The sequence below is a fragment of the Streptomyces siamensis genome, assembly GCF_039543605.1.
GTDB lineage: Bacteria > Actinomycetota > Actinomycetes > Streptomycetales > Streptomycetaceae > Streptomyces > Streptomyces siamensis.
Map to the genome: position 1 here is coordinate 84,546 of NZ_BAABKB010000023.1, position 12,982 is coordinate 97,527.

At 66.2% G+C, this 12,982-nt stretch carries 12 protein-coding genes; 3 read left to right on the plus strand and 9 right to left on the minus strand.

Translation table 11 applies throughout. The features are described from left to right. Window positions 1-25: 25 nt before the first annotated feature. The 6 genes from ABEB03_RS27350 to ABEB03_RS27375 all read right to left on the minus strand — a co-directional run bounded on the left by ABEB03_RS27350 (window position 26) and on the right by ABEB03_RS27375 (window position 4,752). Window positions 26-751 (minus strand): hypothetical protein, encoded by a 726-nt coding sequence (locus ABEB03_RS27350; protein WP_345655015.1) that lies wholly within the window; start codon window positions 749-751, stop codon window positions 26-28. A gap of 150 nt (window positions 752-901) precedes the next feature. Further along, window positions 902-1,522, minus strand: a complete 621-nt coding sequence (locus tag ABEB03_RS27355; RefSeq protein WP_345655018.1) for a cysteine hydrolase family protein — start codon at window positions 1,520-1,522, stop codon at window positions 902-904. 227 nt (window positions 1,523-1,749) lie between these two features. After that, window positions 1,750-2,517 (minus strand): helix-turn-helix transcriptional regulator, encoded by a 768-nt coding sequence (locus ABEB03_RS27360; protein ID WP_345655021.1) that lies wholly within the window; start codon window positions 2,515-2,517, stop codon window positions 1,750-1,752. Between the two features lie 365 nt (window positions 2,518-2,882). Continuing rightward, entirely contained in the window at window positions 2,883-3,140 is a 258-nt protein-coding gene (locus ABEB03_RS27365) for a YciI family protein (RefSeq protein ID WP_345655024.1), read from the minus strand. A 125-nt stretch (window positions 3,141-3,265) separates the two neighbouring features. Further along, window positions 3,266-3,967: a flavodoxin family protein gene (locus ABEB03_RS27370; protein ID WP_345655027.1), complete on the minus strand. Its 702-nt coding sequence runs from the start codon at window positions 3,965-3,967 to the stop codon at window positions 3,266-3,268. Between the two features lie 152 nt (window positions 3,968-4,119). After that, window positions 4,120-4,752 (minus strand): cysteine hydrolase family protein, encoded by a 633-nt coding sequence (locus ABEB03_RS27375; RefSeq protein WP_345655031.1) that lies wholly within the window; start codon window positions 4,750-4,752, stop codon window positions 4,120-4,122. A 155-nt stretch (window positions 4,753-4,907) separates the two neighbouring features. Between ABEB03_RS27375 and ABEB03_RS27380 the strand changes: the two genes are divergently transcribed. The 3 genes from ABEB03_RS27380 (at window position 4,908) to ABEB03_RS27390 (ending at window position 8,512) form a co-directional block, all read left to right on the plus strand. Then, a complete protein-coding gene (locus tag ABEB03_RS27380) occupies window positions 4,908-5,513 on the plus strand; it encodes a TetR/AcrR family transcriptional regulator (protein ID WP_345655034.1) in 606 nt (201 codons plus the stop codon). 935 nt (window positions 5,514-6,448) lie between these two features. Then, window positions 6,449-7,420 (plus strand): pyridoxal-phosphate dependent enzyme, encoded by a 972-nt coding sequence (locus ABEB03_RS27385; RefSeq protein ID WP_345655037.1) that lies wholly within the window; start codon window positions 6,449-6,451, stop codon window positions 7,418-7,420. Between the two features lie 564 nt (window positions 7,421-7,984). After that, window positions 7,985-8,512, plus strand: coding sequence for a BlaI/MecI/CopY family transcriptional regulator (locus ABEB03_RS27390; RefSeq protein WP_345655040.1), 528 nt, complete (start codon window positions 7,985-7,987; stop codon window positions 8,510-8,512). Between the two features lie 215 nt (window positions 8,513-8,727). On the opposite strand, the gene ABEB03_RS27395 is transcribed toward ABEB03_RS27390, so the two are convergent. From ABEB03_RS27395 to ABEB03_RS27405, 3 genes are all read right to left on the minus strand, one after another. Continuing rightward, window positions 8,728-9,561 carry a PIG-L family deacetylase gene (locus ABEB03_RS27395; RefSeq protein ID WP_345655043.1) on the minus strand — a complete coding sequence of 278 codons (834 nt, stop codon included), beginning with the start codon at window positions 9,559-9,561 and terminating at the stop codon, window positions 8,728-8,730. Between the two features lie 128 nt (window positions 9,562-9,689). Continuing rightward, window positions 9,690-10,634, minus strand: a complete 945-nt coding sequence (locus ABEB03_RS27400; RefSeq protein WP_345655046.1) for a D-2-hydroxyacid dehydrogenase family protein — start codon at window positions 10,632-10,634, stop codon at window positions 9,690-9,692. Between the two features lie 220 nt (window positions 10,635-10,854). Beyond that, window positions 10,855-11,712: an alpha/beta fold hydrolase gene (locus tag ABEB03_RS27405; RefSeq protein ID WP_345655051.1), complete on the minus strand. Its 858-nt coding sequence runs from the start codon at window positions 11,710-11,712 to the stop codon at window positions 10,855-10,857. Window positions 11,713-12,982: the final 1,270 nt, after the last annotated feature.

Here is a 12,982-nt window from a genome sequence, read left to right on the forward strand (position 1 = left end):
CGAGGGGCGACGTCGTGCACCTGGATCAGACGGCCACCACTTTGTCGATGTCGATGCCGATGGACCAGTTCTCGTCGGCAGAGTTGTCGGCGTTACGACGGTGGACTCGCCGCCGCGTCGGGACCCGAATTCCCTCGAACGTCCTGTAGTCGCTGACGTAATGGGCAACAGCGACGCCGACGTTCACATCGACGTTGTAGTCGAGTCGGCGCAGGAGGCCGTCGTCCCCGAAGTAGAACGTCTGCTCTGCGGTGTGTGTGGCGATGGACGAGGGGAACTCCACATGCAGCCTTCGCCACACCTCTCCGTTCTCCGACCAGGACTCTCCCTCACGCGAGGAGACTCCAGGGTAGTCAAGGAGGAAGGGGGTGGTCAGGTAGTTCCACATGGCGTAGCCGATGAAATAGCCGACCTGAAGCGACTTCCACGGTGAGGCGAGGTCGTATCCCTTGTAGGTCGTTCTGATGCCGGACTGTGTCTCCAGCACATTGTCGCCCGCCGTGGCTCGCAGTTCGACTACGTCGTCCTCCGCCCGGAGCATGAAGTCATGCTCCGGCTTGGCCCAGGGGCTGAATCGGATCACCTCGCGTCGAGTGTCGATCGTTACGGTCTCTTTGAACGGCTTGTCCGAGAATCCTCGCACGGCCCAAAAGGAGCCGTGGAGCGTTGCCTCGACCTGCAGGCCGCCAATCTGTGACCATCGTGCACGGCCGCCATGGGCTGAAATGACGTGTTCAAGCAGATCGTTCATCACTGTCTCCGGTGCATTGCTTATCTATTGATGTGCGGTTACAGGGGAAGACGCCCCGCGACCCCGGCGGCGAGGAGGCAGTCGCGCCCCTGGGGCCGAGCGTCTTCTATGGATGCGTGGACTCGGTCGCGGACGGAAGCCGACGGGTGGTCAGGCGTCGATGGACGACAGGAACTCGGCGACGGTCAGGCTCTCGTGCCCGAAGGTGGGATAGGCCACGTCCAGGGCAGCGCGATGCGCCTGCTCAGTGAAGTCCCCCACCGCGTCGTTGACGAACGTGACGTGGTAGCCGGCTTCGAGGGCATGCCGGCCGGTTCCCTCCACGCAGGTCGCGGAGGTGAATCCCGCCAGCACCAACTTTTCGATTCCGTGACGGGTCAGCTGTTCGCCGAGGTCGGTACCGAAGAAGGAGTCGAATCCACGGTGGTGAGCGAGGACGATGTCATCGGCCTTCGGTCGCAGCGGCGGAAAGAACTGGGCTCCGTAAGTACCCTTCCAGAACACCTGATTGTCGATGCCAAATTGAAAGCGCGGCAAAATGTGCTTGACGTCGTCGAATGAGTGCTCATCGACGCCGTGAGGGGCAAAGGAGACCTTCAGGTTCCGCTCACGGGCGCCGTCCGTCAGGCGCTGCAATTGCTTGACCAGGTCAAGCTTTTTGATCATATGGCCGATCTGGCCGTTGAGCTTGCCATCGTCGGCCATGAAGTCGTTCAGCAGGTCGATCACCAGCAGGGCTGTCGTTTCGGGTGTATAGCTGGGCTTGGTCATGAAAACCTCTTGGTCGTCGAGCAAGGTCCGGGATATCGAGGGCGATCGCGGTCAAGGCCAACGCTTAATAGAGCAATGTGACCGTCAGCCACAGATGCAGTCGTTGCGCAATCGGGGCACAGGGGCTCCGTTTGGAGGGTATCTCCGTGTGTGGCTGGTCGCGCAGCGAAAGGTACGCAGCCGCAGCACACAGAGGTCTCAGGCATAAAGCGTGTCGAGTGTTGGCCCTACAGGAAACCCGCGCGAATCATGTACGCCACTGCATGCGTTCTGTTGCTCACTCCGAGCGTGTTGATGATGGCGTGGACAATGCTCTTGATCGTTCTTTCGGAATAACTGAGTCGACGGGCGATCTGTGCGGTGTCCAGCCCGTCCGAGAGCAGGCTGAGAACGGTCATGTCCCGTGAACTGAGCCCCGCGGCGACGCGGGATCCGTGCCGTTCCATACGCCTCATGTGCCGGATCAAAGGTCCTAGTATGTGGGGCGGGACATCCGAGTTCCCGATACTCGCGGCGACGGCTGCATCGGCGATCTCCGAGAAGGTCGCGGTCGGGCGGAGCACCACGCTCACGACTCCGAGGCTGATGGCTCGGATCAGTCGCGGCTCGGTGATGGAGTCGGTGACCAGGACGGCACGCGCGTCGTGGTGGCGTGCCGATATCTGCTGCACATGTTTCAGCACTTGGTCCGAGACGTCGTCGGCGAAGGCCAGGAGGACGTCCGCATCCTGCTCGTGTCCGCGCGGTAGTACTCGGATGTGCGGATACGCGGCGAGGGCCGCAGTTGCGCCCTCGTAGGTGAGCTGGTCCTCGGAGACGACGGCGACGGAGAGCAGCGGGACACTTTCGGCGGGGGCGGCCCCGTCACTCTCGGAGACGGATGATGTTTCCTCCGCTTGATCAGGGCGTGCGCGCCGCCCATCGGACGCATGATGGCTCATAGCTGCGGGATCATCTGCGTTCAACCCCACGCCGCCTCCCTTCTGATCGGCCATCGGCCCGGCGCTTCAACCGGGCAGTGACGGCAGCGGCCTTGGCCTGCCGGTGCCGCACCACACTGTGCTCTCCGGTGTTCGCACATGAAGGCACACATGAATATGCCCACCTGAGTGCTCTCGGTATGGGCAACGGACTGAGTATGGCGGTCCATGTACGGGGTGCGCTGTCCCGAGCCCGCCGTTGCCGAACGAAGTCGTCGAAGTCAAGGCCGTTCGAGCTGCAGTTCACCGGCTTTCGGGCACTCTTGGTCCGCGCAGAGGCGCGCGCATTCGGCGAAGGGGCCACGTCGTGCAGTGGTGAGGGTGTGTGCGGACTGCGGGACACCCGCATCACGGCGGTTGACGGCCGGGCTCACTCGGCGTCACAGTCGGCCGACCTCGATGAACTCGAAGGTCAGGAGGCCGTTGGCCGCGTAGGGCAGTTGGTTGAGATGTTCACGGGCACTGTCCAGGCTCTCGGCCTCCACGATCAGGAAGGCCCCAGGCTTGTCGGTGCGGCGGAAGGAGGAGAGCACGACACCGTCCGCCTTCAGCCTTCGCAGCACACGGGCCTCTTCCTCCGCGTGCGGGGCCAGTCGCTCGCGCTCGGCAGTGACGGTGCCAGTCACGTGCAGGTACATGGATGTCTCCTCGTTCGTGGGTTTGTTGAGTGATAGTCGGGTTCGGGTGTAGGCGGTCGAGTGGCGGTGGCGGACCGGTGTCACGCCACTCGTGTTCGCGTGTCGAAGGGACTGCACCGATGCGGTCAGGCTGCGCCTGCGGCCTGTTCTGTACGGGCCTTCGCGTCGGCCACGCTGCGGGCGGAGATCTCCCGGAACTCCTCCAGCGTGTGGCGCTGGACCGTGTAGTCGCGGCCATGGATCCACCGGGCGGTCAGCTCGGCCACGCGGGCGCCGTAGCGTTCGGCCGTGACCAGGTCGCCGTGCGCGCTGACGGCACCGGGCTCCTCGTCGACGTTGGTCTGGCCCATGACGCCGAGCCAGGACCCGAGTCGGTTCACGTCATACACCGAGCCGCCCGTCCAGTTGTTGCCTGCGGCGTCGCCGACCGAGATCCACTGCATGTTCATCTGCGCTGCGAATACTGCGAGTTGCTGCAGGGAGAACAGCTTGTCGCCGTTCTGCGAGGCGGAGTGGGTGAAGCCGCCGGCGAGCTTGTCCTTCCACTCCTGTCCGAGGAAGGGATGGAAGCCGGCCTCGAGGAATGCCTTGAACACGGCCGAGACGCTGCCCATGTAGGTCGGCGCGCCGAAGACGATCGCGTCTGACTTCTTCAGCAACTCCATTATTGCTGCGTCGGACCAGCGTCCTTCGTGCAGCTGGTGTCCCGTGATCTCCGCCAGTCGTACGTCGATGTCCGGCAGGCTCTTCGCTCCGCGAGCGATGCTCTCGGCGAGTGTGCGGGTGTGTCCGTTCGGGGAGTGGTAGACAACAGTGACCGTAGCCATAAGGGGGAACCTCTCTGTGCTTTCGATCGCGTTGCGCGATCTGTAGGGCGGGGACGGCGACGCGGCCAGCGGTGGTTCGCTCCGCGCAGCGCCCTCGTGAGGCCGTCGGGCCTGTGCTCCGCCTGGTGCCCTGCTGCTTTGCAGGGGGGACGTCAGGCAGTCGAGGACGGCACGACAGCGGCCAGGAACTCGTCGATGGTCGTGACCACGTGGCCGTAGGTGGGGTAGGAGATCTCCAGGGCGGCCCGGTGGGCTTCCTCGGTGAATTCCGCCACGGCGTCCGCCAGGAAGGTGACGTGGTAGCCGGACTCCAGCGCGTGCCGGCCGGTTCCCTCGACGCAGGTCTGGGAGGTCAGCCCGGCCAGGACCACGTGCTCGATGCCGCGATCGGTGAGCTGCTCGTGCAGATCGGTGCCGACGAAGGAGTCGAACATGTGGTGGCGGCTGACCACGATGTCGCCCTCCTGCGGGCGCAGCGTCGGGTAGAAGTCGGCGCCGTAGGTGCCCTCCCAGAAGACCTGGTTGTCCACCGCGAACTGGAACCGCGGGAGCACGTGTTTGAGGTCGTCGAAGACGCCTTCGTGGAGGCCATGAGGTGCGTAGAAGACGGTGACACCTGCATCACGCGCGGCTGCCGCCAGGCGGATCAGCTGCGCGTGCAGGTCGGTCCTGTCGAGCATGGGGCCTATCTGTCCACTGAGCTTCCCGTCCTCGGCCAGGAAGTCGTTGAGGGGGTCGATCAGAACCAGGGCGGTTCGTGCGGAGGGGTACGTGTGAGCGCTCATGGCTGCTTTCTCTCTGTGCCGCGGGCGGGGAGTCCGCCGCCCAGCGGTTTCCGGGTGACCATCCCGAATTTTTACATGATGACCATCATGAATAACTCAATCATGATGACCATCATGTAAGTTGTCAAGCAACGATCCCGGCCCAGGAGGTGGACATGCGTGCTTCTCGTGAGCAAGTGGCTGCAAATCGTGACGCCATCGTCGTCAGCGCAGGTCAGCAGTTCAGGAAGCGCGGGTTCGACGATGTGACCATCGCCGATGTAATGAAGGCCGCAGGGCTGACCCACGGTGGCTTCTACGGCTACTTCGCCTCCAAGGAGGCGCTGGCGGCAGCGGTGTGCGAGCGTGGGATCGCGGACAGTGTCGCGGCCGTCGATGCCATGGCGCCACAGGGCAACGAAGGCCGCGCTCCCAATGCCGAGCCCTTGCTGCATCAGTTCGTCAGGGACTACGTGTCGGCCCGGCACCGGGACGGTCCGGAGGACGGATGCAGCGTCGCAGCACTGGCGCACCACGGCGGACGAAGCTCCGCGGAGATCCAGCACATCCTCGCTTCCGGCATCAAGGGCATGGCGGAGTCGCTCAGCCGTCTGCGCGAGCTGGACGCACCGGACCGGGGTCCGAGGCCCGAGCCCGACTTCGCCACTCTGTCCACCATGATCGGCGCCCTGGCTCTCTCACGGGCCGTGGCCGACGCCGACCCCCGGCTGTCCGACACGATCCTTGAGGCGGCCCGGGCACACATCGAAACCTCGGCCTGAGGGACCAGCCCGGACGGGTCCTCATGGCGGCCGCGCGGGCTGGCCGAGTCGGTCAGTCGCACCAGTGGACGAGCCAGCGAAACGATCAGGCCCCGGCTGCGTCACGCACCTTAGCGGGCCTGCCGGGCCAGTACGAGCAGCCGGCCGTCGACGTCCCAGATCGCGCAGTCGTCCACGGTCCAACCGTGCTCGCGACGGCAGTGCTCCTCCGCATCAGAGCCCAGGCGCCGTCACCACCGACCCGGTCCGCGACCGAGGGGCCTCGGTGACGTGCACGCTGAGTTCGTCGGCCTGCATCGCCCGCGTCACACATGGTCGTCGCCGGTCGCCGACCATGTGTGACGCGGGCGCGTGGCACACCTACCAGCACCTGCGGTGGCTCTTCGCAGCGATCGGCCTCGCCGGCAGCTGCGTGATCTGCCTGCCCTGCGGCGAGTGCACTCCGAAGCAGCGTCGACCTCGCACCCCGCGCAACTGCTGCTCGCGCGCCGGCTGATCGAGTCCGAGAGCGCCGCCCGCCAGGAGGTGAAAGCGTCTCGAGACGCGCCCGGCGAGACGCGCTCTCTCAGCGACGCCGCGTGACCGCTTGCTCGAGCAGCCGTGCGCATGCACTTTGGGGTCGGCTTGCTGCACCAACGTGCTCTCGCAGGACGGCTCCCATCGGTGACCTGCTAGTTTCCTGCAGTCCGGAGTGTGCGCCTCCCCCGCGCACACTCCGGGTTCTTTCCTCGCACACCAAGGTCGGCGCCCTCGACCGTCCACGGCACGACAAGCCGCTCGTCTGCGGCCGCGCCGCCAAGTCGTCTCTCGTGGCGGGCCCGAACCCATCCGACGCCCACGCCCCCTCTCTCGTCATGTTCTCGCAGAGACAGCACGCGGGGAGTGGTGGACTCCCGTCGGGGGCGCCCGGGTTGGTACAACTCACGGAGACACAGATGACCACCAGGAACGCGCCCTCGGTGACGCTCAGGGACATCCGTCGGGCGGCTGCCCGAATCAAAGGGGTGGCCCACCGGACGCCGGTACTACGCTCACGGACGCTGGACGAAGCGGTCGGCGCCGAAGTGCACGTCAAGTGCGAGAACTTCCAACGCATCGGCGCCTTCAAGTTCCGGGGGGCCTACAACGCCGCCTCCCAGCTCTCGCAGGAGCAGCTGAAAAGGGGCATCGCCGCCTACTCGTCCGGCAACCACGCCCAGGCCGTCGCGCTGGCCGCCCGGGAACTGGGCAGCACGGCCGTGATCCTGATGCCTGAGGACACGCCGCGGTCGAAGCTGGAAGCAACCGCGGGCTACGGCGCGGAGATCGTGACGTACGACCGGTACACCGGCGATCGCGTGGCCTTGGGCGAGGCCCTGGCCGCCGAGCGGGGGCTCGCGCTCATCCCTCCGTACGAACACCCCGAGGTCATCGCCGGTCAGGGCACCGCAGCGTTGGAGCTCATCGAGGAGGCGGGCGAACTCGGCGGGCTTGTGGTACCGGTCGGCGGAGGCGGGCTGATCGCCGGCAGTGCCACGGCCGCCAAGGGCATGCACGGCGCCACACGGGTGATCGGCGTCGAGCCGGAGGACGGGGACGACACCAGGCGGTCCCTGGAAGCCGGCAGCAGGGTGGGCATTGCGGTACCGCGAACCATTGCTGACGGTCAGGCTGCCGAGATGCCCGGGGAGCTCACCTTCTCCGTCAACCAGCGGCTCGTCGACGAGATCTCGCTGGTGAGCGACGACGACATCCGAGCCGCCATGCGTTTCGCCTTCGAGCGCCTGAAGATCGTGGTCGAGCCGAGCGGCGCCAGCGCGCTGGCGGCCCTGCTCGCAGGCCGCATCACCCGGCTGCCGCGACGCGTCGGCCTGATCATCTCCGGTGGGAACATCGACGCCGCGCGGTTCGCGGATCTCTGCGGCTGACGTCGATCGACGGGCGACCCCAGCGGCCGTCCGTCCGTTTCGGCCTGTGCGCGCGGGAAGTTGGCCACGAGCTACTCCGGCTCGCGCAGCGCGGAGAACTCGCCCGCATCAGCGTCCCGCCATCTTCGAGCGCCGCCCAACGGACTTGGGGGCCGTCAGCCGCACAACCGGTGAAGACCACCGTGCTGCTCGGCAGCCACACGCCGGTGCCCCGGTCGTACGGGGCGCTGCGAGGCGCAGCCGCCGCACGTCTGGGTCGTCGACACCGAGAGACAGTTGCTCCTCATAGAGACACGTCAAAGGCGACACGGTAACGCAACCGCCTGAACTACCAGCTGGTTGCCGGGGCGCTGGCGGCCGCGGTGGGCAGAGGGCAGGTACATGTGCGAACTTCCGCTACGGGCTGGTCATGGACCGTCTGCCCCTCCGCAATGTCTGTGAGCTTGGTGTGTTGGCGCATCACTCACTTCCGGCGGCCGCGGACAGCACCGGACCGGTCGTCCCACATCATGCACACATGACGTGTGGGGGCGTCCGATACACTTCCCGAAAGGGAGGTTTTCGATGTCCGTAGAGGCAGATATCCAGGAGCCCCTGAGCAGCGTGTACACCCACCGGGTCAGGGCCGACCTGGAGCGAGTCGAGACGGAGATCGCCCAGACAGAGGCACGGCTCAAGGCGCTCCGCTCGGACCATGTCCTCCTCAGCCGGCTCTGGGAGAACCTCGGCGACGCCGTCAAGGACGGGAATCCTGGGGCCGCAGCGCCGGGCCAGCGCTCCTCGGAGCCCGAGGCCTCCGACAGCTCAAGCGCCCGCTCGCGGTCGTCGGTTGCCGGTGCCGGGCGCCGGGCTCCGGCCGCCAAACGGGGCTCCGTTCGGGATGCCGTGCTCAAGCACCTGCGTGCATCTGAGCACCCGGTGTCCGTCAACGACATCTTTGCAGCCCTGCCCAGCAAGGTGCAGCTCTCGGGCAAGGTCGTCGTCCGCAATACCGTCGAGGCCCTGGTCGCCAAGGGTGCCGTGGAGCGCTCGCGCGAAGGGCAGTTCGTCCGTTACACCCTGGCGACTGCTTCTTCGGAAGCCGAGGCGTAACCAAGGCGGAGCCCGACGTTCGGGGCAGAACGGTGGCGCAGCGTGGCGCCGGTTCCTCAGCAGCAGCCAGGACCCGGCATCCGTCAGGGCTCCGATCACCCGTGTGCCCCCAGGTCGCGGCCTTCCCCAGCGGTCGAGCGCCGCACCTCCCAGGACCGACCCCAAGAAGGTGGCTGTCGTCCAAGCGACGGTGTAGATGACCGTGCCCGTAGCCCTCAGAGGCCGGGGAGCCCGGCGAACAGATCGTCCTCGACGACCGTGTGGGTCCCCGCCGGCACGGCGAGAACGAACTCCTCCATTTGCTCGTCTGGCATGGCCACACTGAACAGGGCGTGCAGAGCCGCAGCGTCTGCCTGACTGCCGTGTGCCGCGAGGGCGGCAATCTTCCGTGGCCAGACCTCGCTGACATCGATCACCGTGGTCACCGCGGCGTCGTCGATCGCGATCTCCAGCGGCGGGATCCAGCTTCCGGCCGGGAGCAGGGACTCACCACGCGTTCGGACTGCCTGCAGCCGCGTGCGGGAGGCTGCCGTGAAGTACAGCTTGGGCCCGGCTCCTGTCGTTGCGGTCGCCGGCCATGGGGGCGTTGCCAGGTACTGCCGAAACGCTCTCACGGTCACTCGGTGGGCCTGTATGTGGTCCGGGTGGAAGGACAGTCCGTTGGGTGGATAGGTGATCACCACGTTCGGCCTGAACTCGCGCATCAGAGCGGTGAGTTGCGCAACGACCGGCTCAGAATCCATTCGGCTGAAAGCCTCGGGGGCGATCGTGGCCGGGTCTTCGGGCATGCCCGAGTCGGGATGGCCCAACTCGATCACCTCATCGACGCCCAGCGCGGCGGTCGCGACGGCCAGTTCAGCCGAGCGGACGGCCGCCACCTGGCTGCTCGTGCTGTTGCCAGCACCTGTCATGCCGTCGGCTGGAGCGCCGTCTCCCCGGCCACCGTCCGTGCAGGTGACCAGCACAGTGTGGCATCCTGCGGCCGCGTAGCGGGCGAGTGTGCCTCCGGTCTGGCTGGACTCGTCATCGGGATGCGCATGCACCGCCATGAGGGTTCGTCGTCTGGTAAGGGCCGCGGTCACTGGTGATGCCTTCCTTGTCCTGCCGCCTTTTCGATCACCGTGGGACGGCTGCGGGCCGGCGACGGGCGGCCTCGTCCTCAATTGAGTTCGGCCCCTCAAGGCGTCAGGACGCGCACAGGAGTTCCGTCTCTGAACGAGGCGATGTCCTCGACAGCGTCGCGGTAGAACACGTCGTACGTCTCCTGCGTGACGTAGCCGACGTGGGGGGTGAGCAAGGCATTGGGCGCCGTGCGCAACGCGTCGCCCGCAGGCAGCGGCTCGGTGTCGTACACGTCAAGGGCCGCACCGCCGATACGGCCCTCACGCAGCGCTTCAACCAGCGCCGACGCGTCGACCAGCGGGCCGCGGGAGGTGTTGATCAGCAGCGCTGTGGGCTTCATCCAGCCCAACTCCCCGGCTCCGATGATGCCTTTGCTGCGTTCGCTGAGCCTGTAGTGGACGGTGATGATGTCGGACGTCGAGAACAACTCGTGCTTATCCAGCGCCTCGACGCCGTGATCGGCGGCATGAACGGGATCCAGATTGTTGCTCCATGCCACCACACGCATGCCGAAGGCCACGCCCACCGCGGCAATACGCAAGCCCAGGGTCCCCAGTCCGACGATGCCGAGGGTCCGTCCGGCAAGGTCGCCGCCGACGGTCCGCTGCCAGTCCCCGTCGCGCATCCCGAGCGACTCCTGCTGAATGCTCCGGGTGAGCGAGAGAATCAGTCCCCATGTCAGCTCGGCAGCGGCATGGTCGGGCATGCCGGTCCCGCACACGGTGATCCCCAGCCTCTGGGCGGCATGTGTGTCGATCGATGCGTTGACCGGTCCCGTGGTCACCAGCAGTCGAAGTGCGGGCAACGCCTCAAGCCGTTCGGCAGTGAACGGTGTCCTTTCTCGCATGGCCACCACCACGTCGAAACCATCGAGGGCCTTCGTCACGGCATTCGTGTCGCCCAGGTGGTCGTGGAAGAAGACAACGTCCGCCCCGAGGCTGTCCCAGTCCGCATGGCGGTGCGCCACTTTCTGGTAGTCGTCGAGTACAGCAATTCGCATCTCGGCACTCCCTATTTTTCCGGCCCGGCTGCGGCACGGGCCTTTCCTGAAGAGTAATTCGCGACGGGAGACAGGCCCCGGGCGACGTGCACTCGCCGGGTGAGACTCTTGGCGCGTCCTTTGTGGTTGGTAAGCAGGATGTGCGTTGTTGCCGGCAGCCAGGCGTGGGACAGCCGCTGCGCCGTATTCGGCCGTACTCGCGGGCCGTCTCCGGCGCCGGTCAGCTGAAAGGGACTTCGCCATCGAGGAATCGTGCCGCGTAAAAGCAGAAGAGTTCCGGGTACTGAAAAAGGGAGGCGTGTCCGGCGTCGGGGAATATGATGAGCTGTGAATTCGGAATGTACTGGGAGAGAATCCACGAATTGATGGTAGGCACCATGATGTCGTTGTTTCCATTGACGACCAAGGTGGGCTGGCTGATCGCGCGTAGCTCCTCGAACCGCTCGCCACGGGCGGTGTTCCAGTCGGCGCGCAGCGCGTTCTGCCCTCTGACGCTGTCGGAGCCCGACTCCGGGTCGACATCCTGCGTGCGGGCATGCCTGCGCTTCCAGAATTCCCTGCCGGCTGCCCGGCTCGCCTCAGAGGGACTGAAGAAGAGGTAGAGATAGTCGTCCTCGGTCAGGACCTCATGGTTGGCCACCTCCGGAACCCGCTCCCCCAGTCCTTCCATCTCGCCCGCGCGCGGCTTGGTGCCGACCAGGATCAGGCGCCGCACCAGGTCGGGGCGAGCGAGTACCAGCGCCTGGCTGACGTAGCCGCCCACGGAGAAGCCGAGCAGGTCGATCTCGGCCAGGTCCATGGCCGTCAGGAAGGACACAACGTTCTCGGCGAATCCCTCGGCGCTCTCGGGAGTCTCCCCGCCGGATGCCCCGATGCCGGCGTTGTCGAAGAGAATGACGGGACGGTTCGCCGCCAGCCCGTTCGTGACCAGCGGGTCCCAGTGATCCATTCCGGCTCGGAAGTGCGGCAGCATCAACAGCGGAACGCCGGTCTCGGCCCCGAATCGCCGATAGGCGTAGCGGACGCCTTCCGCTTCGATGTACTGGGTGGGCGCAGTCGCGTGCGCATGCGTGGTCATGGTGCTCCTCGGCCTGTGCGGATGTGTCAAACTTTGCCGAATATGCCGGACTGCCGGTTGGTTGATGATCCATAGGGCGACATCACCGTGCATCGGAGCTTCCGGAGCTTCCGGAGCTTCCGGAGCTTCCGGAGCTTCCGGAGCTTCCGGAGCTTCCGGAGCTTCCGGCGACACGGTCTGACATTTCTGTGCCTGACTCTTCGGCATCCATCGGAAGGCTACGACGGCCGATGCGGGGCCGCGTGCACCAAAGTGCTGCGAAGGCCGCCCATTGGTGCCGTTCCTCCACTCGACGCGGACATACGGGCTTCCGATCGGCAAGATCACAGTCGAAAGAGGCGCCGACCTGCGCCGGGTCTCGCACCGTTCCACCCAGCGCAGGCATCCGTGCCGCCAGGACGCCGCATACGGAAGGACCTCTCGCGATGCACATGATCAGCCGCCGGACCGACCTCTGGGTCTCGGCAGCACTGGCGGCAACAGCACTGTGGACCAGCACGGCAGCAACGCTCACGCACCCTCGCGGTGGTCGGCTGTGGCACCAGGTCACATTCCGGTCTGCCATCCCTCAGGGGGCCGAACCGGCCTCGACGCGAACGTTCTCAGTCCGGCGAACCCGGTCGAAGACGAGCGGCACCCAGATCCGACCCCTGCACGCGATCGATGTGTCAACACATCAAGGAGCCGGACGAGCCTGCCGGAAACCGGCACACCAACAGACGTCAGGAAGACACCATTGCCACGGCCCGCATCGCCCAAACCGTCCGGAACGGCCCTCTGCCGGTCGGCAGCGCCGTCATCACCACGCGTTGGCACCGGGGAGTATGCCGCGTCGTCGGCCTCGGGTCGCAGAAGGCGATCGCCAAGACCAGCCCTGAAGACGTCATCGCTACAGCCCGTTCCGGCCGCTCCTCCATGACGCCGTCCGGCGACCTCAGCTCGGCCGGCAGCCCTCCCGCCTGCTTGCACACCCGGATGGACGTTCCATCCGACCCGCGGCCGGGGCCACCGGGATCTTCAAGGCCGCCCAAGACACCGCGCAGGAACACGCGTCCGTAAGTCACGGACGGCGACGACCATCACGAGCTCCGCCTCGCTGCAGTGAGGCGGCCGGCCCGCCACGGCTCCGGAGATCAGCTCGGCGCTTCACGGGCTCGAGTACAGCAACACATCCGCAGGCCAATCGACAGAAACCGACTCAGCAGACAGGACGTTCGGCACCGGTCGCTCCGTACGCGTCAATGCGCCCGGGCGGCAGATGCCGCTTGTC

Excerpts from the sequence above, each read along its gene's own strand:
- ABEB03_RS27385 (WP_345655037.1), top strand. The coding sequence starts at position 6,449 with ATGACCACCAGGAACGCGCCCTCGGTGACGCTCAGGGACATCCGTCGG.
- ABEB03_RS27380 (WP_345655034.1), top strand. The coding sequence starts at position 4,908 with ATGCGTGCTTCTCGTGAGCAAGTGGCTGCAAATCGTGACGCCATCGTC.
- ABEB03_RS27395 (WP_345655043.1), bottom strand. The coding sequence starts at position 9,561 with ATGGCGGTGCATGCGCATCCCGATGACGAGTCCAGCCAGACCGGAGGC.
- ABEB03_RS27360 (WP_345655021.1), bottom strand. The coding sequence starts at position 2,517 with ATGGCCGATCAGAAGGGAGGCGGCGTGGGGTTGAACGCAGATGATCCC.
- ABEB03_RS27365 (WP_345655024.1), bottom strand. The coding sequence starts at position 3,140 with ATGTACCTGCACGTGACTGGCACCGTCACTGCCGAGCGCGAGCGACTG.
- ABEB03_RS27375 (WP_345655031.1), bottom strand. The coding sequence starts at position 4,752 with ATGAGCGCTCACACGTACCCCTCCGCACGAACCGCCCTGGTTCTGATC.
- ABEB03_RS27370 (WP_345655027.1), bottom strand. The coding sequence starts at position 3,967 with ATGGCTACGGTCACTGTTGTCTACCACTCCCCGAACGGACACACCCGC.
- ABEB03_RS27355 (WP_345655018.1), bottom strand. The coding sequence starts at position 1,522 with ATGACCAAGCCCAGCTATACACCCGAAACGACAGCCCTGCTGGTGATC.
- ABEB03_RS27390 (WP_345655040.1), top strand. The coding sequence starts at position 7,985 with ATGTCCGTAGAGGCAGATATCCAGGAGCCCCTGAGCAGCGTGTACACC.
- ABEB03_RS27400 (WP_345655046.1), bottom strand. The coding sequence starts at position 10,634 with ATGCGAATTGCTGTACTCGACGACTACCAGAAAGTGGCGCACCGCCAT.
- ABEB03_RS27350 (WP_345655015.1), bottom strand. The coding sequence starts at position 751 with ATGAACGATCTGCTTGAACACGTCATTTCAGCCCATGGCGGCCGTGCA.
- ABEB03_RS27405 (WP_345655051.1), bottom strand. The coding sequence starts at position 11,712 with ATGACCACGCATGCGCACGCGACTGCGCCCACCCAGTACATCGAAGCG.